Genomic DNA, 21,236 nt, shown 5'->3' on the forward strand with positions numbered 1-21,236 from the left:
TAATCCCAAACCATTGATTTTAAAGTTTAAATATAAAGAACAAGTGGTATTTACCACAGTATTGTTAAAAATGCGGTTTTCTTGCCTGAGTAGTTAAGTTACCATTCGCGCCACATTTATGTATCGAGTGTTTTTTCGCCGACACAGGGTCATCCATGCCAGTAAATACTATTTTAGGGCTCTTTGCCAAGTCTCCAATTAAGCCGCTGCAAAAGCATGTTGTAAAAGTGCATGAAGCAGCGCAACAGTTAATTCCTTTCTTTGACGCCATGTGGGAACAAGATTGGGAACAAGCTGAGCTTATTCAGCGTCGTATTTCACAGCTTGAGCGTGAAGCAGATACCTTGAAGCGAGAAATTCGCCTCAAATTACCGCGTGGTCTGTTTATGCCGGTAGAGCGTACCGACATGCTAGAGCTGCTGACACAACAAGACAAAATAGCCAACAAAGCAAAAGATATTTCAGGTCGTATCATCGGTCGCCAAATGGGCATACCGATACAACTCAAAACCGACTTTATGATTTATCTGAGCCGCTGTATTGATGCTACGGCTCAAGCTGCTAAAGCCATTGATGAACTCGACGAGCTGTTAGAAACCGGCTTTAAAGGTCGTGAAATGGACTTAGTCTCTGAGATGATCCATCAGTTAGATATTATTGAAGATGATACTGATGTGATGCAAGCTCAGCTGCGCCGGCAGTTACAAGCTATTGAAGACGGTTATAACCCCATCGATATCATGTTCTTATATAAGATCCTTGAGTGGGTGGGTGATTTGGCAGATCAAGCTGAGCGAGTCGGTTCTCGTTTAGAGCTAATGCTGTCTCGTTCTTGAGCGACTAACAAGGTATACAAATGGATATCATCGCGAACTACGGCACCTGGCTTATTTTGGTGGCGGCGCTCTTCGGCTTTTTTATGGCCTGGGGCATTGGTGCAAACGATGTGGCAAATGCCATGGGTACATCGGTAGGAACACGCTCGCTCACCATTAAGCAAGCGATTCTTATTGCTATGGTGTTTGAATTTGCCGGGGCTTATTTAGCTGGCGGTGAAGTCACCTCAACCATTAAAAACGGCATTATTGATTCTAATGCGTTTTCTGATCAGCCCGACTTATTAGTGTTTGGCATGATAGCGTCTTTACTGGCCGCAGGTACTTGGCTGCTATTAGCCTCTTTCTACGGCTGGCCCGTATCAACTACCCACTCTATTATTGGTGCCATTATTGGTTTTGCACTGGTCTCACTCGGCTCAGATGCCGTGCACTGGGGCAAAGTGGGGGGCGTAGTTGGCTCTTGGATTATTACCCCGGCTCTTTCTGGGGTGCTGGCCTATTTTACCTTTATTAGTGTGCAACGGCTGATTTTTAATGCCGAAAACCCACTAGCAGCAGCCAAAAAATACGTGCCGGTTTATATCTTTCTTACCGTTATGGTCATTTGCTTAGTGACCTTAAAGAAAGGCCTTAAGCATGTTGGGCTAGAGATGGACGACCTACAAAGCTGGGGGCTATCGATTGTTCTGTCTTTGATTGCCGCCATCTTGTGTGGTTTTTATATCAAGCGTAAAGAATATAACCCAAGCCATGACAAAGATATGTCGTACTCTAATGTAGAGAAAGTGTTTGGCATTTTAATGGTGGTCACCGCCTGTGCCATGGCCTTTGCTCACGGCTCTAACGATGTAGCCAATGCCATTGGTCCTTTGTCTGCCGTGGTGAGCATAGTACAAAGCTCAGGTGAAATAGCCGCTAAATCCAGCATTGCTTGGTGGATATTGCCCTTAGGTGGCATAGGGATAGTAATAGGCTTAGCATCATTAGGTCATAAAGTTATGGCCACAGTGGGCACTGGCATTACGCACCTGACCCCAAGCCGAGGTTTTGCCGCACAATTAGCAACCGCTGCGACAGTGGTGATCGCATCCGGTACGGGCTTGCCTATTTCGACAACCCAGACGCTAGTGGGTGCCGTAATGGGGGTTGGCTTAGCTCGCGGTATTGCCGCACTCAACCTTAACGTGTTGCGTAATATAGTCGTTTCTTGGGTAGTTACGCTCCCAGCTGGCGCTGTGTTGGCCATTATTTTCTTCTATATTATTCAGTGGTCTTTTAGCTAAATCACATTTTGTAGGGGGCATTCTTGCCCCCTGCTTCTTGCCCTCGTACCCTGCACCCATTACCATGACTTTATCGTTGAGATTGAAGGAATTTTAGGTGAAAGCAAAACTTCTTGTAGCGCTGTTATGCTGTCTGTCATGGATAGGTATGGCACAAGCGGCTAACCGTTATATTGCTGATGACGTACACACATTTTTACATGCTGGCTCCAGTAATAAATATCGCATTATTGGCTCCATTAAGGCAGGTGAGCCTGTGACGCTGCTAGACACTGATGCGCGCACTAAATATGTACAAATACGCGATGCCGACGGCAGAGTTGGCTGGGTTGATGGTAACTTTGTGCAAAATAACGAGAGCTTTCGCTCTAAGTTACCCGCGCTAGAAGCCCAACTAGCAGAAACTAAGCAACGACTAAACACTGCAGATGAACGCCATCAGCAAGATATATTAGATAAGAGCGCCCGTTTAGCACAGCAAGACCAAGAGCTGGCTGAGTTAAATGAGCAGCTCGTTGATGTTCGCCAGCAACATGCCGAACTAAAGCAAGAAAACCAACGCCTAACCAGTTTGATGGATGATAAAGAACATCAAATGCGTTTAGACTGGTTATTAAATGGCGGCATAGTAGCCGGCGTGGGCTTATTGGTGGGTATTTTCTTACCCATGATCCCACTGCGCCGCAAGCGTAAAAATGGCCGCTGGATGAATTGATGTAAAAGTAGCGCTTAGTTAGCAAACAGCAATACGCCTTATGTGATGCACTGTACGCCTTACGCTTACCGCCGTACGAAGAACCAGACTGGTTTGTCGTACGGCGTTTTTTTTAAGCTTGGTGCTAGGCGCTACTCTTGGTCATTGCGAGGAGTGCAACGACGCGGCGATCCATCTAACAAGCAACCGTACGCATTGTTTAAGCTTGATGCTAGGAGCCGGGCGCTCGACGCTGCTCTTACCCCTTCACTGCAAAGTGGCGGTTAGGTTTGCGATAGACAATGTCATCTTGTAGCAACCAATGAAAGATATCTTCCACTTCCTCTAACGGCTTCTCTAACATGCGCGCCACCGCCCCTTTTGCACAGCGCAGCTCTCCGGTTCTTAACTGATTGACTACGTCTTGATAATAATCAGGACGGATAGGAGCGGCAGGCTTTGCTGCTTGCTCTGCTTCAGACTCAGTAGACTCTGACAAGGTTGGCTTTTTTAAGCTGCGTCTAAAGCGAATTTCATCCCCTAATAAAGAGATAAAAAAGGCGGCAAAAAAGTCCAATAACATAGATAGCACCGCCACAATACCAAACTGCACTCGAGTTAAAGGCCAGCCTAACCCGTCGGCTAAGCTCGACATTAAGCCCATTAACGAGCTTTGGCTGGTCACCGCGACTTGATCTCGCTCATGACGCAGTTCATCTTGGCGTGCCCGTAACTCGGTATTGCGCGCCAACATCTTCGTCATACCATTGGCAATACGATTCATATCAATATAAGCCTGTGCGGCCTGCTCATTAATCTCAATTTCGCGCTCTAGGCCCGCAATTTTATCGTTATAGCTTTGTACCTCACTGGCCTTAGCCGCATCGCCCTCTAATAAAGTATTAGTGGCGGCATTAATCCCCCCCACACTACCGGCAATCGATAAGCCTGCTAACACCACATAGAAGCATAAAGCTTTAGCTGCCCCCACAGAGTCACGTCGGCTAATTCGCTCGCCCATTTCATACCAGATATAGAACTTTCCGACCTCAAAAACCAAGGCCAAGCCACCAAACATCAGCTTCATCAGCAAGCCTTGCTCTAAAGAGAGAAACAGCAATAACGAAAAAACCATAGAAGCGGCAATGGAGGCACCTGTGATCAAATAAACCACAGTAAGGGCTAAATACCCCTTGGGAAGACGTTGATAATGCACGATGTTGTTTACTTATTACTGACAAAAGGGGGCATATTATAGAGGGGGCGTAACAAGCAAACAACGTGCCCATACTGTCATCGTAGTGCTATATCTCTGGAAAGTGTTCACGCGATGCATGCCTGTACCCACCCGACACCTATGACTCACTCATCTAGCAAATTAAAGCAGAACAGAGATTCTCTCTAAGTTTGCCCATTTAAATGCCAACTCGCTCTCAAATATAGCGAAATAGCAGAGACTAGCGCTGCTATTACCCTGACCTTAGTATATTTTGAATCACAAGATCACGTTTTCGTCCTAATTAGGAGTGTCGTTATGTTTACCGTCGCCGCTGTATTTGCTCCCGGTTATAGCCCCAGTCACTTGCCCTCGCTTCGCCAAGCCATTACCGATCACTATATTATTGATGAAAACCACTACCTTGAGTCTTTATTAGCGCAAGCATCAGACACAGGTCAGTCTTTGACGCAAATTCAAGCACAAGCCCATCAATTAGTGACACGAGTACGCCAAGAGAGTAACGGCGGTGACGGTATTGACGCTTTTTTGCAACAATACAGCCTAGATACTCAAGAAGGCATTATCTTAATGTGTTTGGCAGAAGCTTTGCTGCGTATTCCCGACAGCCATACTGCAGATGCACTCATTAAAGATAAGTTATCGGGGGCCGACTGGGCCAAGTATTTTCGCCAAAGCGACTCAACACTGGTCAATGCTTCCACTTGGGGACTGATGCTTACCGGCCGAGTCATTACCCTGGATAAAAACCAAGAGGGCCACCCGGCGAATGTGCTTAACCGTATGATCCATCGCCTAGGCGAACCCATGGTGCGATCGGCCATGTACGGTGCCATGAAGATAATGGGTAAGCAGTTTGTGTTGGGGCGCACCATAAAAGAAGCCTTAGCCGCCAGCCAGTCTGCACGTAAAGCAGGTTATACCCACTCTTACGATATGCTGGGTGAAGCTGCGATTACTGCCGCAGACGCCCGTCAGTATTATCAAGAATACGCCAATGCCATTCGCGCCGTGGGTAACAAGGCGCTGGATAAAACCAACGCCCCCCGCCCGTCTATCTCTATTAAGCTCTCGGCACTGCACCCGCGCTATGAAGAAGCCAACCGTGAGCGGGTATTAACTGAGCTATTCAATACCCTGATTAAGCTACTGGAGCTGGCCCGCCAACTGGATGTGTTTGTCACCATAGATGCAGAAGAGATGGACCGACTTGAGCTGTCGCTCGACTTATTTGAGGCCTTATATCGCCATCCTACCAATCAAGGATGGGGCGGGTTAGGCATAGTAGTGCAAGCCTACGCTAAACGGGCCTTACCAGTATTATGTTGGTTAACAGCATTGGCCCGTGAACAAGGCGATGAAATTCCACTGCGCTTGGTAAAAGGCGCCTATTGGGACAGCGAAATCAAACTCTGCCAACAAGGTGGCGTTAATGGCTACCCGGTCTTTACCCGCAAAGCCGGCACCGATCTTTCTTATTTGGCCTGTGCCCGTTATTTATTAAGTGACGCTACCAAAGGCGCGATTTACCCGCAGTTTGCCACCCATAACGCCCACACTGTGGTGTCGATTATGGCCATGGCAGGGGAGCGAACGTATGAGTTTCAACGCTTGCACGGCATGGGCGAAGAGCTCTATAACGCCGTATTGGCCGAGCAGCCCACACTAAATTGTCGTATTTATGCCCCCGTAGGGGCGCATAAAGATCTCTTGCCTTACTTAGTGCGCCGCTTATTAGAAAACGGGGCCAATACCTCTTTTGTGCATAAGCTCGTGGATCCTGCCACCCCCATTGACAGCTTGATCACCCACCCTCAAGTCTCTTTGGCTGAATGCGAGCAGCTTGCCAACGACAAAATTCCATTGCCGCTGGCCATCTTCCCTGATCGCATCAACTCTTGTGGCCTAAATATGAATATAGAGGGGATGCGTACTCCTTTTTTTAATGCCCTTAATCAACTTAAAGACAAACAATGGCAAGCCAGCCCTACTATAGAGGCGCATAGTACTAAGCCTCACAACGTGATGAGCCCACAAGACAGACGCCATCTTGTTGGTCAGGTGGTTTTTGCCGACCCAACCTTGACGGAACACGCCATAACTCGAGCGCAATCGGCGTTTGTTGCCTGGCGCGACACGCCAGTTGAGCTACGAGCACAAGCATTAGAAAAGCTCGCCGATTTGCTTGAATATCATCAAAGCGAGTTTGTTTCTTTATGTACCCGAGAAGCCGGTAAATTATTACAAGATGGCATAGATGAAGTGCGCGAGGCGGTCGATTTTTGCCGCTATTATGCCAATGAAGGCCGACGCCTAATGGCCCCCACCACACTGCCCGGCTACACAGGTGAGCTAAATACCTTGCAAGCCCAAGGCCGTGGCCCTTTTGTCTGTATTAGCCCGTGGAACTTTCCGCTGGCCATCTTTTTAGGACAAGTTAGTGCTGCCTTAGTCACCGGCAATACGGTATTGGCCAAGCCTGCTGAGCAAACCTGCTTAATTGCGCAACTGGCCACAGAATTGGCTCATAAGGCTGGCATTCCACCAGAAGTATTACAGTTGTTACCCGGCGAAGGCGCCACGGTGGGGGCGACATTGACTAGCGATCCGCGCATCGCAGGCGTTTGCTTTACCGGCTCAACGCAAACCGCGATGGCGATTAATCAAACCTTGGCTCAGCGCTCAGGAGCCATGATCCCCTTAATTGCAGAAACCGGTGGTCAAAACGCCATGATTGTGGACTCATCCGCCCTGCCCGAACAAGTGGTAAAAGATGTAGTGCGCGCCGCCTTTCAAAGTGCGGGGCAGCGCTGCTCTGCACTGCGAGTACTGTATTTACAAGAAGACATTGCCGAGCGGGTATTAACCTTGCTGACCGGGGCTATGGCGGAGCTCAGTGTCGGAGATCCTGCCTTATGGTCTACCGATGTTGGGCCTGTGATCGATAAAAAAGCGCAAGCAGGCTTAATGGCTCACCTTGAGGCCATGCAAGCGGCAGGAAAAACAATTATTGCGCAAACGCCTTTGCCTGATGCCTGCCATCAAGGAGAGTTTATTGCGCCCACCGCCATAGAAATTGCCGCCATTAGCGAGCTTAGTAAAGAACACTTTGGTCCCATCTTGCATGTGATCCGCTTTAAGGCAGCAGATATAGATGCAGTGATTGATGATATTAATAATACCGGATATGGCTTAACACTGGGCATTCATAGCCGTAACGCCACCTTTGCTGAACATATTGCTAAGCGGGCGAACGTGGGCAATGTGTATATTAATCGCGATCAAATTGGTGCCATGGTTGGGGTACAACCTTTTGGTGGCCAAGGGTTATCGGGTACCGGCCCTAAAGCCGGTGGCCCGCATTATCTCACCCGCTTTATTACTGAGAAAACCATCAGTAATAACACCACTGCGATTGGCGGTAATGCCACTTTGCTGTCACTGGGGGAAGGTTAAGAGACAGCGGTACGCTTTACGCCAACCGCTTTATGTAAAGGCCAAAGCGGTGTGTTTCTTTAACGTAAGGCGTATCGCTCCTGAAGGGGGTCAGTTTAATAACGAGGCCGTATCCACATTATTACTATGGTCTAATGGCCAGTGCGCATTAAATAGGCTAGGCTCATTTGAGCTTAATGGGATTCAATTAATCCAAAGCCTATTTAAACGAAACTATTAACAATAAGCTGGGCTGTTTTAAGTTGCATAGAAAGAGCATGGTGCACACTTAATAACCGCCCCTACTGGAACATTGTGTTACAAGGAGAGCGTCATGAGCAATTTAAGCAGACGCGATTTTTTTAAGGTAACCGGTGCCACCCTCGCCACCTCAAGTATGGCGATGTTAGGAATGACACCCACTCCTGCTGTGGCCGCCGCCCGGCAATATAAATTGCTGCACGCCAAAGAGACGCGCAGTACTTGTCCTTACTGCTCTGTTGCCTGCGGGATTTTAATTTATACCCTAGGTGATGGAGCGAAAAACGCTGAGCCCAGTGTGATGCACATTGAAGGGGATCATGATCACCCCGTCAACCGCGGCACCTTGTGCCCGAAAGGCGCAGGCTTAGTCGACTTTGTGCACAGCCCTAATCGCTTAACCTACCCTGAATATCGTGCCCCAGGCTCAGATAAGTGGCAGCGTATGTCATGGGATGAAGCCTATCGTCGCATTGCTCGCTTAATGAAAGACGATCGGGATGCCAACTTTATTCATAAAACTGACGAAGGTAAAACCGTTAACCGCTGGGTAACCACCGGCATGCTGGCAGCCTCTGCCAGTAGTAACGAGGTGGGTTATATTACTCACAAAGTGGTTCGTCCTATGGGAATGTTAGCATTCGATAACCAAGCTCGCGTTTGACACGGTCCTACGGTGGCAGGTCTTGCCCCAACATTTGGCCGTGGCGCGATGACAAATCATTGGGTCGATATTAAAAATGCTGATGTCGTGCTAATTATGGGCGGTAACGCCGCAGAAGCACACCCTTGTGGTTTTAAATGGGTAACTGAAGCCAAAGCACATAACAATGCAAAATTAATAGTGGTGGATCCGCGCTTTAACCGTTCGGCATCCGTTGCTGACTTGTATGCGCCAATACGTACCGGCACCGACATCGTCTTTTTAGGCGGGGTCATTAAATATTTACTGGATACCAATCAGATCCAGCACGAGTACGTAAAAAATTACACCGATATGTCTTTCTTAGTCCATGAAGATTTTGACTTTGAAGAGGGCATATTCTCTGGCTACGATGAGGAAAACAGTCACTACGATAAAGCCTCTTGGGACTATCAGCTAGATGAACAAGGCGAGGTGATAAGCGATTCTAGCTTGTTGCACCCCCGTTGTGTTTATCAGCTGCTAAAACAACACTATCAGCGCTATACGCCTGAGATGGTGGAAAATGTCTGTGGTACACCGATTGCAAAATTCAATCAGGTGTGTGAACTGCTGGCTTCCACTCACACCCCAGACAGAGCCGGTACCATCTTATATGCATTAGGTTGGACGCAGCACTCTATTGGTTCGCAAATTATTCGTACCGGTGCCATGTTACAGCTGTTGCTCGGTAATATTGGGATTGCAGGGGGTGGCATGAACGCCTTGCGTGGCCACTCTAATATTCAAGGTTTGACCGACTTGGGGTTAATGACCAATCTGTTACCCGGTTATTTAACACTGCCCAATGAAGCTGAACAGGATTTTGCAGGCTACATTGATAAGCGCGCCCAGCAGCCGCTACGTAAAAACCAGCTCAGCTACTGGCAAAACTATAAAAAGTTCCATATTAGTTTAGCCAAAGCTTGGTGGGGAGATCACGCTCAGCCAGACAATGATTTTGCTTATGACTTATTACCGAAACTCGATAAACCCTACGATATGTTGCAAGTTTATGAGTTGATGAATCTGGGCAAAATGAATGGCTATATTTGTCAGGGCTTTAATCCTCTGGCGGCAGCGCCTAACAAAGCGAAAATGATAGATTCTTTATCTAAGCTGAAGTTTATGGTGGTGATGGACCCACTGGTTACCGAGACCTCTGAGTTTTGGCGCAATGCCGGTGAGTCAAATGATGTGAACCCTGCTGATATTGATACCGAAGTGTTCCGCTTGCCTACTTCTTGCTTTGCAGAAGAAGCAGGTACTTTGGTGAACTCGGGGCGCTGGCTACAGTGGCATTGGAAAGCGGCGAACCCACCGGGTGAAGCCCAAACCGACATTGAAATTATGGCCACGCTCTATCAGCACATTCGCACCTTATACCAAGAAGAAGGCGGCACCTTTGCTGAACCCATTACTCAATTGTCTTGGCCTTATGCCAATCCTTTTGAGCCCACGGCAGAAGAGCTGGCCAAAGAGTTAAATGGCCGCGCGCTACGTGATGTAACCGATAGCAGCGGCCAGGTGATTCGTAAAGCCGGCGAACAACTTTCTGGCTTTGGCGAGATGCGTGATGATGGCTCCACCTTAGGGGGTTGCTGGATTTATGCCGGCTCTTGGACAGAAGAAGGCAACAAGATGGCGCGCCGCGATAGCAGCGACCCAACGGGGGTTGGCCAAACGCTTAACTGGGCTTGGGCATGGCCGGCTAACCGCCGCGTGCTGTATAACCGCGCCTCTTGTGATACCCAAGGTCAGCCTTTTGATGCCAAACGTGCCTTAATTCATTGGGACGGTGAACAATGGACAGGTGCAGATGTGCCCGATTATAAGGCTTCTGAGCCCCCAGCTGCAGATATGGGCCCCTTTATAATGAACCCTGAGGGCGTGGCACGCTTTTTTGCTAAAGGGCAAATGGCAGAAGGCCCCTTCCCAACTCATTATGAACCCTTTGAAACACCACTGGGCTATAACCCCTTGTTTAAAAACAATAGCAAGGCAACCAATAACCCAGCAGCGCGCTTGTTTAGCCAAGACAGAACCACCATGGGCACTGTGAGTGACTTCCCTTATGTGGGCACCACTTATCGCTTAACAGAGCATTTCCACTATTGGAGTAAGAACGTACTGTTAAACAGTGTGATCCAACCTGAACAGTTTGTGGAAATTGGTGCTGAGCTAGCCAAAGAATTACGTATTAGTGAAGGTGACACTGTTAAAGTGTCTTCTCATCGCGGCTACATTAAGGCAAAAGCTGTGGTCACTAAGCGTATTCGAGGCTTAGACATTGATGGTAAGCGGGTACACCACATCGGCATTCCCATTCACTGGGGCTTTGTGGGGGTCACTAAACCCGGCTTTTTAGCCAATACGCTGACGCCGTCGGTTGGGGATGCAAACTCACAAACCCCTGAGTTTAAGTCCTTTTTAGTCAACGTCGAAAAGGTGTAAGGAGCAAAATATGTCTTCACAATCCATGGATATTATACGTCGCTCAGCGACCACCACTCCTTCATCAAGTGTTCGTCAGTCCCCCGTGCAAGGCGGGGGCGTGGCTAAACTGATTGATGTATCACAGTGTATCGGTTGTAAAGCTTGTCAGGTCGCGTGTATGGAGTGGAACGACCTGCGTGATGAGGTTGGCCACAACGTAGGTGTATATGACAACCCAGCGGATATGACAGAAAACAGCTGGACGGTAATGCGCTTTGCCGAATACGAAAAAGAGGACGGCGACCTAGAGTGGCTGATCCGCAAAGACGGCTGCATGCACTGTGAGGATCCGGGCTGCTTAAAAGCTTGCCCATCGCCAGGTGCCATAGTGCAGCATGCCAACGGCATAGTGGACTTTAACCAAGAACACTGTGTGGGATGCGGCTATTGCGTTACCGGCTGTCCGTTTGATGTACCGCGTATTTCTAAAAGCGATAAAAAAGCCTACAAGTGTAACTTGTGTGTCGATCGTGTCTCTGTGGGGCAAGAACCCGCGTGTGTGAAAATTTGTCCAACCGGCGCCATCACCTTTGGCTCTAAGGATGATATGAAGCATCACGCCGATACACGTATTGCCGACTTGAAATCCCGCGGCTATGACAACGCCGGCTTGTACGATCCCGATGGCGTGGGTGGCACCCATGTGATGTATGTACTGCATCACGCTGATAAGCCTCAGTTATACAGTGGCTTACCTAAAGCACCCAAAATTAGCGCGATTGTATCGGCCTGGAAAGGCCCAGCCAAACCCATAGGTGTTGCCGCCATGGTACTAACAGCCCTGTTTGGGGCGGCACACTATATTCGCAATCGCCCTTCTGAGGTAACAAAGGCTGATGAATTGGCAGCCAAACATGCAGCAGAGCAGGCGGCTGAGGAGAAAGATCATGGCTAACCAAGATAAGGAAATTGTTCGCTATAGTGCTAATCAACGGCTTAACCATTGGCTAATTGCTCTTAGCTTTGTGCTGTTAGCCATTTCGGGGCTGGCGTTATTTCACCCTGCCCTGTTTTGGTTAAGTCACCTCTTAGGAGGCGGCACTTGGACGCGAATTTTACATCCCTTTATTGGGCTAATAATGTTTGTCAGCTTCTTCAGTTTTGCAGTCCAGCTATGGCGAGATAACCGCATCACTGAGGACGATAAAGCATGGTTAAAAGCCGTGCCTAAGGTGATTTCTCATCAAGAGGAAGGCGTGCCCGAAGCCGATCGTTATAACGGAGGCCAAAAAGTATTATTTTGGTCACTGATTATCTTTATGATCGGCTTGCTGTTATCGGGGGTAGTGATGTGGCGAGCTTATTTCGACTTTCCTGTTGGATTAATTCGCTTTTCATCGCTGCTACACGCGCTGTTTGCCTTTGGCATTATTTGCGCCATTATAGTGCATGCTTATGCGGGCATTTGGGTGAAAGGATCGGTACGCGCCATGACCCGCGGCACAGTAACACCGGGCTGGGCATGGAAGCATCACCGTAAGTGGTATCGTAAGAAAATGCGCGATTCCTCTTCCAAGTAACCTTGTCGTTTAGCAAAGCCCGTCATTACTGCCGCCAAATGAAACCCTCATTTGGCGGCCTTTATCTCTCTAGCCCGAGCCTGCTTTATTAAGGAGTGCCCATGCAACGAATTTTAACCCGCGGCGAAATAGAAAACCTAGATCGCACCCGTGTTGTACGACTGATGCTCCCAGAGCCGAATATCTTTAGCACCCGTGCTCAGCGACTCAGAGACTTGGCGCCAGAAAACCCCATCCAAGATTATTTATTACTGATAGCCTTGCTCAGCGATGCCCAGCAACACACCTTTGAACAAAGCTGGTCTGTGCCTCAGCTTAACGAGCAACAATTGGCCCAAGCGCAAGCACACGGTATGCCCCCCTTTAGCGCCAGCAGCACAAAGCGCGATCCCGTTTGGCGAGACATGTTTAGCGCTATTATTAAGCAGCTATTGCAGCAAAACACCCTCCCCGAGGCTGTTGCTCATAATCTCGCACAACTCAATGATGAGATAGCCACTCAGCCCAAGCGTATTGAGCAACAAGCCGATGCTTTGCTTACTCAAGAGCTAGATAAGATAGATGCCGCCCGCGCGCCTTTTATTATGGCCGCCTTACAGGTGTATTGGCGCTGTTTAATGGTGCAACTTGAGAGCCAACAAGTTCCAGCTCAAACGCCGTTTGGAATTTGCCCTTGTTGTGGCAGTCAGCCGGTATCTAGCACAGTTCAACTGGGCGGCCCTAAAGAGCAGCTTCGCTACGCCACCTGCTCCTTATGTGCCAGCCAATGGCATATTGTGCGTGTCACTTGTACCCACTGCGAAGACACTAAAAATATTGCCTACCACACATTAGAAGCAGGCAGCCAAGCGGTTAAAGCCGAGTCTTGTGAGCATTGTCAGCAGTATCGAAAAATTTTATACCTAGATAAAGATCAGCACTTAGATGCTTTCGCCGATGATTTAGCCAGCTTACCGTTAGATATTTTAATGGGTGAAGCCGAGTTTTATCGAGCCAACAATAACCCTTATTTATGGCAACTGGCTGAATAACCATGACTCACTCTTCACCCACAGCGACAACCTTACACACCTTAGCTCAGCCGGCGGATTTGCCGGCACTAGATAAAGTGTTGCACCAGCCAGAACTTAAACCCTGTATTCAGCAATACGGGCTTACCTTGGTCACGCAACAATTACGTGAGCTGTTAGCACACTTGCGCACTCAAGCGCTAAGCCAGCAGTTACCACTGGCCAAGGTGACAGCAGATCATATTATTGAACAGCTGCTTGCCAAGCTTGAGCAAATAACTCGTTCTGAGCTTAAAACTGTCATTAATTTAACCGGCACAGTACTGCACACCAATTTAGGCCGCGCTTTATTACCCGACAGCGCCGTGCAAGCCGTGGCTCAGGTGCTCACTCAGCCCACGAACTTAGAGTTTGACTTAAACACGGGCAAGCGCGGAGACAGAGACACCTTAGTGGAAGCGCTTATTTGCGACTTAACCGAGGCCGAAGCCGCGACTGTGGTGAATAATAATGCGGCAGCGGTATTGCTTATGCTGAGTGCCTTAGCACCACAAAAAGACGTGATTGTCTCTCGTGGCGAGCTGGTTGAAATTGGTGGTTCATTTCGTATTCCCGATATTATGAGCAGCGCCGGCAGCACACTCAAAGAGGTAGGCACCACCAACCGCACTCATTATGCTGACTATGAGCGAGCCATTGGCGAGCAAACTGCGATGTTAATGAAGGTGCACTGCAGCAATTATGCGGTAGTGGGCTTTACCAAAGAAACCGCTCTGTCTCAGCTGGTCACGCTAGGGCAACAGCATCATATTCCGGTCACCATGGATTTAGGCAGCGGTACCTTAGTGGATCTTGCACAATGGGGGCTGCCCCATGAGCCCACCGTTAAAGAAATTCTACAAAGCGGCGTCGACTTGGTCACCTTTAGTGGCGATAAACTACTGGGTGGCCCACAAGCGGGCTTTATTGTGGGTCGTAAAATCTTGATAGATAAGATTAAAAAGCATCCGCTAAAACGTGCTCTAAGAGTGGGGAAGCTCACCATGGCCGCCTTAGAGTCGGTGCTGGCGCTGTATCGTAGCCCAGAATATTTACCTGAGCGCTTAACCACCTTGAGCTTACTGACCCGTGAGCAATCAGACATAGCACAACAAGCAAAGCAGCTCCAGCCAAGCCTGCAACAGGCTGTAGGACAGGATTTTGAGGTCAGCTGTGAGCCCATGTACAGCCAAATTGGCAGCGGCGCCATGCCGGTAGAATCGCTCCCCAGCTTTGGCTTAGTGATCCGCTATCTTGGCCAAGCCAAAGCAAGCCGCCACATTATGCAACTCGAGCGCAAGCTGCGCACCCAGCCCTTGCCCATTATTGGCCGCATCCATAAAGATGCCCTCTACTTAGATTGCCGTTGTTTATCTGAACAACACGCCCACACGCTTAACACCAGATGGAGCACCATTCAGCTATGATTATTGGTAGTGCAGGTCATATCGACCATGGTAAAACCGCCTTAGTGCGCGCCCTCACGGGCGTCAACACCGATCGTTTAAAGGACGAGCAGCAAAGAGGCATTACCATTAGCTTAGGCTATGCCTATCAGCAACTAGCGCAGGATGTCACCTTAGGTTTTGTTGATGTACCGGGCCACGAGAGCTTAATTCATACCATGGTTGCTGGGGCGACTGGCATTGAGTATGCCATGCTAGTGGTGGCGGCTGATGATGGCGTGATGCCGCAAACTCTTGAGCATATCGCCATTTTATCGTTACTGGGGTTAACACAGGGCTGCGTGGTGATCACCAAATACGATAAAGCCCAACCCGAGCAGCTGGCACACACTCAGCAACAGCTCACTCAAGTATTAGCCCATAGTTTTTTAGCCGAGGCGCCGCAATTTGTGGTCGATAGTTTATCGGGCTGGGGCATAACTGAACTGAGTACATTTTTACAACAGCAGGCCAGCCAACAGCTCGGCGTGCGCGCTGATGGACTCTTTCGCTTAGCCATTGATCGCGCTTTTACCCTAGACGGCCAAGGCACAGTCGTCACTGGCACCGTACACGGCGGCGCCTTTGCGCTTAATAACCCACAGTCTAAATTGCGTTTAATGCCCGCTAATACGCCGGTTAGGGTGCGCAGTATTCATGCCCAAAATCAGCCGAGCACCCGTGCCACTACCGGCCAACGTTGTGCTTTTAATATTGCCAATATTGCCAAAGAAGCCATCAAGCGTGGCGACTGGTTAGCCGATGAGCGCTGTTTTACCCCTTCAACGCGCATAGATGTAGCGTTAAGCTTACTGCCCGATATAGCAACGCCCATTGCCACTTGGACGCCGGTGCACCTTCATATTGGCGCTGCTCATGTGATGGCCAGAGTCGTCCCCTTGAGTGGCAACAAGTTACAAGCAGGAGAAAAAGGCTTGGCTCAGCTGGTATTTGAAGAAACTGTGTGTGCCATGCCAAGCGACCGCTTTATTATTCGCGATACCCAAGCCAAACATACCTTAGGTGGCGGCTGCGTGCTGGATGCCAAAGCCCCCGATCGTAAGCGCCGCACACAGGCACGTTTAAACTGGCTAGCCGCCATCGCCCGCTTTTTAGTGGATCAAGATATTTCAAGCTTGTTGAGCCAGGCCCCCTATGGCATTGATAGCCCCCTTATGCAGCGCCTAAGCAACAGGGATATTGCATCACTTAGCATACCAAATAGCGCCTTATGGGTGACTCCTACGGGAACAAAGCAGACAGCCATATTAATTGATGCAACATTATGGCAAGCAAAGCTGACCCACATTATGACCACACTCGCCCAGGCTCACCAACGCTATCCCGATGAACCCGGCATAGAAGGGGCTCGCTTACGCCGCATGACAGATCCGGCTATGCCCCTGCCGTTATGGCAAGGCGCATTAGCACAATTAGTTAAAGAGCGGCAGTTAATATTGCAAGGGGCTTGGTATCGTCTACCCGAGCATACGGTGAGCTTAAGTCACTCAGAGCAAGTGCTTGCAGAGCGCATTCTTCACTTAGCGCAACTAGGCCAATATGATCCCCCTTGGGTACGAGATATGGCCAGCCAACTTGAAACGCCAGAACAAGACATACGTCAATTAGCCCGTAAGCTAGTGCAACAGGGCCTGCTATATCAAGTTCGCCCCGACTTGTTTTATCATCACCGGCATATTGAGCAGCTGGCGATATTATTACGCGAATATCCTAAAAACCAAGGAGTGAGAGCAGCAGAGTTACGCGACAAGCTACAGCTGGGACGCAAAAGAACACTGCAAATACTCGAGTTTTTTCAACGAATTGGCTATAGCCGACGCTTAAAAGACCGACATGTGATCCGTACCGACAATATGCTATTTACAAGCTAGTGTAATCTTGGCATTGTGCATATAAAGTGATGGCCAACGCCAATATCACCCTATTTTGGAAAGTAATCGCATCCGGTGGTGCGGCTGGGCTTCAAACCCAGTTGGGGGTGTTAGACACTCCTAGGTAAGTTCGACTCCTACTACTTTCCGCCATACTATCACTCTCGCCTTATCCTCAAACCATGGTTAACTTTTCACGCCTAGGACGATATTGATGGACGATGCTCTCTTTGAACATATTCTCCCCAGCCAAGTCGTCAATACAGTGACAGGGACTCCTTTTACCTTGGCAAGCGAAGTGCCACTTGCCATTACCCTTAATGGTATTAATCATGCCGTTATGATGGTGAGCCCTTATCAGCTAGACGCTTTTATTATCGGTTTTTTATTAACTGAGGGCATCATTCAGCACCATAGGGATATTCACGATTTTGAGTTTCTTCATCAACAAGATGCCATTATCGCTCATGTCACCTTGGCTAATCGCTGCCATCAACCCTGGCAAGAACAAAGACGTAATTTAGCTGGCCGTACTGGATGTGGCTTATGTGGTATAGAGTCGTTACATGCCGCGCTACCTGATCTTCCTCCTTTAGACGCCCACCCATTGCCCAGCACACCAGCGCTAATGGGGTTACGTGAGCAGCTTCCTGAATGGCAAAAGCTCAATCAAAGCAGTGGCGCCCTGCATGCCGCTTTTTTTGCCGATAGAACAGGGAATATACTGTTTGCAGGCGAGGATGTAGGCCGCCATAATGCCCTCGATAAGCTGTTGGGTTGGCATCATCGCCAGCAAGATCATGGCAAGGGAATTATCTTAGTCACTAGCCGCTGTAGCATAGAGTTAATTCTAAAAATGGTGCGTACCCAGCAACCCACACTGGTCACGCTTAGCCCCCCTACCACCCTTGCCGTTACCCAAGCGCGGCATTATCAACTTAACTTGATACATTTGCCCTATCAGCAGCCACCCAGAGTGTATGCAAGATCCTGCTAACTGCGCTCGACTGAGTCACCACCGCAAGAAAATCGATACTTTATTTAAAAATAAGTAACATACAGTCTTGGCTGGCATACATTAAGGAATATCCCTTGCACATCTATTTAGTGGGCGGCGCGGTACGAGATGCCTTATTAGGTTTACCTGTTTACGATAAAGACTATGTGGTGGTGGGCGCACTGCCCGAACAACTACTGCAACTAGGCTATCAACAAGTAGGCAAAGACTTTCCGGTATTTTTACACCCCGACAGCAAAAATGAATATGCCCTAGCTCGCACCGAGCGCAAAGCCGGCACTGGCTATACCGGCTTTATCTGCGAATTTGGCCCCAATGTTACGTTAGAAGATGACTTAAGTCGGCGCGATCTCACCATTAATGCCATTGCCCAACAGCAAGACGGAACCCTGATTGACCCCTATGGTGGCCAAGCAGACATTGCCCAGCGCACCTTACGCCATGTGTCTGATGCCTTTATTGAAGATCCCTTACGAGTGTTACGGGTGGCGCGTTTTGCTGCTCGCTTTCATCAATTAGGTTTTAGTGTGGCTCCAGAAACTCACGCCCTAATGCAGCAAATGGCAGACAGTGGCGAGCTAATGAGCCTCACGCCTGAGCGCGTGTGGAAAGAGACAGAAAAAGCCTTGGCCTGTGATCAGCCGCAGGTATTTTTTGAGGTGTTATATCACTGCCATGCGCTGGCGGCATTGTTCCCTGAGCTAGCGCCGTTATGGGACACTACTGACACAAGCTCTGAACAACAGATAAGTGCATTACAAGCGCTCAAATACAGCGCTCAGTTGGCAAATACCTTGGAAAAAACGTTAACGACGAGAGTGGCTTGTCGCTTTGCCGTGCTATGTCAAACGCTCGATACAGACACGATTAGCGCCTTATGCCAGCGCATTAAAGTACCTAGCGAGCATAAAGAATTAGCGCTGCTGGCCAGTCGTTGGCACGCTCATATTCATCAGCTTGGCCAGCCTGGCTTAGCGCAGGCCGAGGAAGTGTTAGCGTTATATCAAGCAACCGATGCCTGGCGCAGACCCGAACGTTTCGCGCAATTATTGCTGTGCGCCCACGCCGACGCAGGGCTTGCCCATTACCCACAAGGCACTCGGTTATGGCAGTGGTTTAATGAACTAAAAACCATTACCGCACAGCCATTTGTTGCCCAAGGATTGAAAGGCCCCGCCATTGGCGAGGCCATCTTTCAAGCGAGACTAGAACGTCTTAAGCAGATCTTAAAAGAGTAAGGAAGGGAGAGCTAGAAACCGAAAGCTCAACATTCAAATAGTCTTGGCGCTATTATGCTTACATCTGACCTGACAGCACAACAAATAGCACTGCGCCTAGCCCTAAGCGATACCAAACAAATGGCATAATACCGATACGATTAATCAGCGTTAAAAACAGATGAATACACGCCAGTGCACTGACAAATGAGACAATCACGCCTAAGCCAATCGCGCCCCAAGGAATAGTCGCACCGGCAGTCAGTAAGCCTGTCGCTTGATGACTGCCCGCTAAAAAGATAATGGGAATTGACATCAAAAAAGAAAAACGGGCCGCTGCATCTCGCGTCATACCAATCATTAACCCTGCTGTTAACGTAATACCGCTTCGGGAAGTACCGGGTATCAACGCCAGTGCTTGAGCACAGCCTAGCCACAAGGCACCACGCCAACCGGTTTGATATTCCCCTTTATAATGTTGAGCGACCTTATCTGCCCGCCATAGCAAGAGCCCAAATACGATAGTAGCAACAGCAATTACCCAACCCGAGCGTAAAAAATCAGCAATAAAGCTACCAAATAGCACACCCACAATGCAGGCGGGAATGGTGGCCAAAATAATACACCAAGCCAGCTTAGACTCTGCATTTTGCGCCTTGCCGCTTATCGAACTTAACCAAGCCACTGCTAGGCTTGCCACTTCTTTGCGAAAGTAATACACCACCGCCAATAAACTACCCAAGTGTACGGCAACATCAAACGCCATACCTTGATCTTCCCAACCCAATAGTACTGAGGGTAAAATAAGGTGCGCCGAGCTAGAAATAGGTAAAAACTCAGTAAAGCCCTGAATAAGAGCCAATAATATGGCGTGCACTTCCATTACGTGGTCCTTTAAGTGTGTAACCTCAATACGTTAATCACATAAGATGACAGCCTAATGACGACTAGGTTCCCTTATGGCATTTAGCGCACAGTTAAGCAAAGCGCTCAATTTCAACGCCTACACCAGCCGCATTCGCCACCGCAGTGAGCTTAGTAAGGCGCACTTTAACGGATTGCACTGCAAAGCGGTGAAGAATCAACTCAGCGACTCGCTCCGCCATGGTTTCCACCAATTCAAACTGGTGTTGCTCAGCATACTCTGTCACTAACTGCGACAAAGTCGCATAGTCTAGTGCTTTATTTATATCATCATCGCTGGCCGCTGGGGCATTGTTGTACCCCATTTCTAAATCAAAACGCAGCTTTTGCTGAATACCTTTTTCCCACTCATAAACGCCTATGGTGGTGAGCACTTCTAGGCCTTGCACAAACACTTTATCCATCGTCTCTATCTTCTGTTAAGCTGGTAATTAGGTTCGCAATCGAGTTGCGTCGGCTAGCAAAAGTCCTTGTTTACAACCCTAGTTAGCCTGCCAATCGCTCGGTTTAGGTTCGCAATAGTAACGGATTGACCCCGAGGTATAAACCGCAATGACGGCGCTCATTTTCTTGATGATTGTACTTGCCTACTTAGGGGGTTCTGTCTCCAGCGCCGTGCTGATCTCTCGTCTCTACCGTTTACCCGACCCTCGCCTACATGGTTCCGGCAATCCGGGAGCCACCAATGTGCTACGCACTGGTAATAGAAGCGCTGCGGTATGGGTATTATTACTCGACATTATGAAAGGCACACTGCCCGTGTACTTGGCGTGGTTTTTAGATATCAGCCCGCTGTACTTGGCTTTTATTGGCATGGCAGCCTGTTTAGGCCATATGTTTCCGCTGTTTTTTCACTTTCGAGGTGGCAAAGCGGTCGCGACCGCTCTGGGGACACTATTACCCTTAGGCATGGATATGACAGGCCTGATGATGCTGACCTGGTTAGTGTGTTTAGGACTCTTTGGCTATTCCTCTTTGGCGTCTTTACTGACCGCTTTAGTCGCCCCACTTTACGTGTACTTTATTAAACCTGAATACACGCTTTCCGTCTCTTTGCTCTCTTGTCTGATTATCTTGCGCCATCACGGCAATATCAGTCGCCTGTATCACCGCCAAGAAAAACCCATTATCGAGCGGTTTAAGAAAGAAGATAAAGAGAACAGCGCCAAGCGCTAAGCACCAAGCGCCCAGCTAAAAATAACAACCAAAACAGTTTTTGTTTAGCTAGGCGCTTGGTGCTCGGC

Annotated in this window: 16 protein-coding genes and 1 tRNA gene; 14 read left to right on the plus strand and 3 right to left on the minus strand. The window is 48.8% G+C overall.

The genetic code is table 11. The annotated features are described in order from the left end of the window. The first annotated feature begins 155 nt into the window (after window positions 1-155). The 3 genes from J3U76_RS00970 (at window position 156) to J3U76_RS00980 (ending at window position 2,837) form a co-directional block, all read left to right on the plus strand. A complete protein-coding gene (locus tag J3U76_RS00970; protein ID WP_208003796.1) occupies window positions 156-836 on the plus strand; it encodes a TIGR00153 family protein in 681 nt (226 codons plus the stop codon). A gap of 20 nt (window positions 837-856) precedes the next feature. Continuing rightward, window positions 857-2,122, plus strand: coding sequence for an inorganic phosphate transporter (locus tag J3U76_RS00975; RefSeq protein WP_208003797.1), 1,266 nt, complete (start codon window positions 857-859; stop codon window positions 2,120-2,122). 97 nt (window positions 2,123-2,219) lie between these two features. After that, window positions 2,220-2,837: a TIGR04211 family SH3 domain-containing protein gene (locus J3U76_RS00980; protein WP_208003798.1), complete on the plus strand. Its 618-nt coding sequence runs from the start codon at window positions 2,220-2,222 to the stop codon at window positions 2,835-2,837. Window positions 2,838-3,075: 238 nt separating this feature from the next. On the opposite strand, the gene J3U76_RS00985 is transcribed toward J3U76_RS00980, so the two are convergent. Then, on the minus strand, window positions 3,076-4,032 hold the full coding sequence (locus J3U76_RS00985; protein WP_208003799.1) for a hypothetical protein: 957 nt from the start codon (window positions 4,030-4,032) through the stop codon (window positions 3,076-3,078). A gap of 318 nt (window positions 4,033-4,350) precedes the next feature. Between J3U76_RS00985 and putA the strand changes: the two genes are divergently transcribed. From putA to J3U76_RS01040, 10 genes are all read left to right on the plus strand, one after another. Then, the gene (gene putA / locus J3U76_RS00990; protein ID WP_208003800.1) at window positions 4,351-7,509 is read left to right on the plus strand and encodes a bifunctional proline dehydrogenase/L-glutamate gamma-semialdehyde dehydrogenase PutA; all 3,159 of its coding nucleotides are present in this window, start codon (window positions 4,351-4,353) and stop codon (window positions 7,507-7,509) included. A gap of 391 nt (window positions 7,510-7,900) precedes the next feature. Then, a complete protein-coding gene (gene fdnG, locus J3U76_RS01000) occupies window positions 7,901-10,885 on the plus strand; it encodes a formate dehydrogenase-N subunit alpha (RefSeq protein WP_481130274.1) in 2,985 nt (994 codons plus the stop codon). A 10-nt stretch (window positions 10,886-10,895) separates the two neighbouring features. Further along, window positions 10,896-11,822, plus strand: coding sequence for a formate dehydrogenase subunit beta (gene fdxH, locus J3U76_RS01005; RefSeq protein ID WP_208003803.1), 927 nt, complete (start codon window positions 10,896-10,898; stop codon window positions 11,820-11,822). Then, window positions 11,815-12,447, plus strand: a complete 633-nt coding sequence (locus J3U76_RS01010) for a formate dehydrogenase subunit gamma (protein WP_208003804.1) — start codon at window positions 11,815-11,817, stop codon at window positions 12,445-12,447. The genes fdxH and J3U76_RS01010 overlap by 8 nt, the downstream gene beginning before the upstream one ends. A 101-nt stretch (window positions 12,448-12,548) precedes the next feature. After that, window positions 12,549-13,478, plus strand: coding sequence for a formate dehydrogenase accessory protein FdhE (fdhE, locus tag J3U76_RS01015; RefSeq protein WP_208003805.1), 930 nt, complete (start codon window positions 12,549-12,551; stop codon window positions 13,476-13,478). Window positions 13,479-13,480: 2 nt separating this feature from the next. After that, on the plus strand, window positions 13,481-14,923 hold the full coding sequence (gene selA, locus J3U76_RS01020; protein ID WP_208003806.1) for an L-seryl-tRNA(Sec) selenium transferase: 1,443 nt from the start codon (window positions 13,481-13,483) through the stop codon (window positions 14,921-14,923). Next, window positions 14,920-16,833, plus strand: coding sequence for a selenocysteine-specific translation elongation factor (selB, locus tag J3U76_RS01025; protein WP_208003807.1), 1,914 nt, complete (start codon window positions 14,920-14,922; stop codon window positions 16,831-16,833). Before selA ends, selB begins: the two co-directional genes overlap by 4 nt. A 57-nt stretch (window positions 16,834-16,890) precedes the next feature. Next, window positions 16,891-16,986, plus strand: a tRNA-Sec gene (locus tag J3U76_RS01030). 61 nt (window positions 16,987-17,047) lie between these two features. Further along, window positions 17,048-17,830, plus strand: a complete 783-nt coding sequence (locus J3U76_RS01035) for a formate dehydrogenase accessory sulfurtransferase FdhD (RefSeq protein ID WP_208003808.1) — start codon at window positions 17,048-17,050, stop codon at window positions 17,828-17,830. A gap of 95 nt (window positions 17,831-17,925) precedes the next feature. Beyond that, window positions 17,926-19,089, plus strand: a complete 1,164-nt coding sequence (locus J3U76_RS01040) for a multifunctional CCA addition/repair protein (RefSeq protein WP_208003809.1) — start codon at window positions 17,926-17,928, stop codon at window positions 19,087-19,089. Between the two features lie 58 nt (window positions 19,090-19,147). Here the strand turns inward: J3U76_RS01040 and J3U76_RS01045 are convergent, their stop codons facing one another. Together J3U76_RS01045 and folB are read right to left on the minus strand one after the other, a co-directional pair. Further along, window positions 19,148-19,951 carry an undecaprenyl-diphosphate phosphatase gene (locus tag J3U76_RS01045; RefSeq protein ID WP_208003810.1) on the minus strand — a complete coding sequence of 268 codons (804 nt, stop codon included), beginning with the start codon at window positions 19,949-19,951 and terminating at the stop codon, window positions 19,148-19,150. A 94-nt stretch (window positions 19,952-20,045) separates the two neighbouring features. Then, window positions 20,046-20,396, minus strand: a complete 351-nt coding sequence (gene folB, locus J3U76_RS01050) for a dihydroneopterin aldolase (RefSeq protein ID WP_208003811.1) — start codon at window positions 20,394-20,396, stop codon at window positions 20,046-20,048. A 148-nt stretch (window positions 20,397-20,544) separates the two neighbouring features. Between folB and plsY the strand changes: the two genes are divergently transcribed. Continuing rightward, window positions 20,545-21,168, plus strand: coding sequence for a glycerol-3-phosphate 1-O-acyltransferase PlsY (gene plsY / locus J3U76_RS01055; RefSeq protein ID WP_208003812.1), 624 nt, complete (start codon window positions 20,545-20,547; stop codon window positions 21,166-21,168). The last annotated feature ends 68 nt before the right edge of the window (window positions 21,169-21,236 follow it).

The organism is Oceanisphaera pacifica (genome assembly GCF_017498065.1).
GTDB classification, from domain to species: Bacteria; Pseudomonadota; Gammaproteobacteria; order Enterobacterales; family Aeromonadaceae; genus Oceanimonas; species Oceanimonas pacifica.

What these genes read in the sequence shown, in the direction of transcription:
- J3U76_RS00970 (WP_208003796.1), top strand. Translation starts at nt 156, where the DNA reads ATGCCAGTAAATACTATTTTAGGGCTCTTTGCCAAGTCTCCAATTAAG.
- J3U76_RS00975 (WP_208003797.1), top strand. Translation starts at nt 857, where the DNA reads ATGGATATCATCGCGAACTACGGCACCTGGCTTATTTTGGTGGCGGCG.
- putA (WP_208003800.1), top strand. Translation starts at nt 4,351, where the DNA reads ATGTTTACCGTCGCCGCTGTATTTGCTCCCGGTTATAGCCCCAGTCAC.
- fdxH (WP_208003803.1), top strand. Translation starts at nt 10,896, where the DNA reads ATGTCTTCACAATCCATGGATATTATACGTCGCTCAGCGACCACCACT.
- J3U76_RS01010 (WP_208003804.1), top strand. Translation starts at nt 11,815, where the DNA reads ATGGCTAACCAAGATAAGGAAATTGTTCGCTATAGTGCTAATCAACGG.
- fdhE (WP_208003805.1), top strand. Translation starts at nt 12,549, where the DNA reads ATGCAACGAATTTTAACCCGCGGCGAAATAGAAAACCTAGATCGCACC.
- selA (WP_208003806.1), top strand. Translation starts at nt 13,481, where the DNA reads ATGACTCACTCTTCACCCACAGCGACAACCTTACACACCTTAGCTCAG.
- selB (WP_208003807.1), top strand. Translation starts at nt 14,920, where the DNA reads ATGATTATTGGTAGTGCAGGTCATATCGACCATGGTAAAACCGCCTTA.
- J3U76_RS01035 (WP_208003808.1), top strand. Translation starts at nt 17,048, where the DNA reads ATGGACGATGCTCTCTTTGAACATATTCTCCCCAGCCAAGTCGTCAAT.
- J3U76_RS01045 (WP_208003810.1), bottom strand. Translation starts at nt 19,951, where the DNA reads ATGGAAGTGCACGCCATATTATTGGCTCTTATTCAGGGCTTTACTGAG.
- folB (WP_208003811.1), bottom strand. Translation starts at nt 20,396, where the DNA reads ATGGATAAAGTGTTTGTGCAAGGCCTAGAAGTGCTCACCACCATAGGC.
- plsY (WP_208003812.1), top strand. Translation starts at nt 20,545, where the DNA reads ATGACGGCGCTCATTTTCTTGATGATTGTACTTGCCTACTTAGGGGGT.